Below are 409 nucleotides of genomic sequence, written 5' to 3'. Positions count from 1 at the left end.
GTCATATGGATCGGGAGGTGTTTGACCTGCTGAACCTACCGCTGTATCAACTACAGATGGAGTAGTTTTTGCACCGTAGTCCTTAAGTGCGCTATCTGTGTTGTTTTTTACAAAGTTGGAAATCTCAATTTCGAGATTCTGTACACGGTGTTTAGTAACTTCTACGGAATCGCCAACAACGAAGTCTGTGAAACTTGTAGGGAGGCCAACTTTCGAAAGTTCGTCAGAGGCAACAGCCTTTTGTTCTAAAGCTTGTTTATCTTTTTCGATAGCTGCTAAACGTTGTTGCATAGCCATAAGCTCACGTTGCTCCTTAGTTTCAGGAGGGTTAAGCTCAGCAACCTTTTCTTGAATGATTCGATCCAAGTTTTTATTCTTCCAACCTTCAATGGCTTTAGTGGCATACTGA

Annotated in this window: 1 protein-coding gene; it reads right to left on the bottom strand. The window is 42.1% G+C overall.

Going from position 1 to position 409, the window contains the following annotated elements; genetic code table 11:
• On the bottom strand, positions 1–409 hold a 409-nt coding region (locus tag BTA35_RS17205; protein ID WP_139363748.1), incomplete at both ends, for a capsid assembly scaffolding protein Gp46 family protein.

Source organism: Oceanospirillum linum (assembly GCF_001995095.2).
Classification (GTDB): domain Bacteria; phylum Pseudomonadota; class Gammaproteobacteria; order Pseudomonadales; family Halomonadaceae; genus Oceanospirillum; species Oceanospirillum linum.
This window is presented reverse-complemented; position numbering and strand designations above follow the sequence as displayed.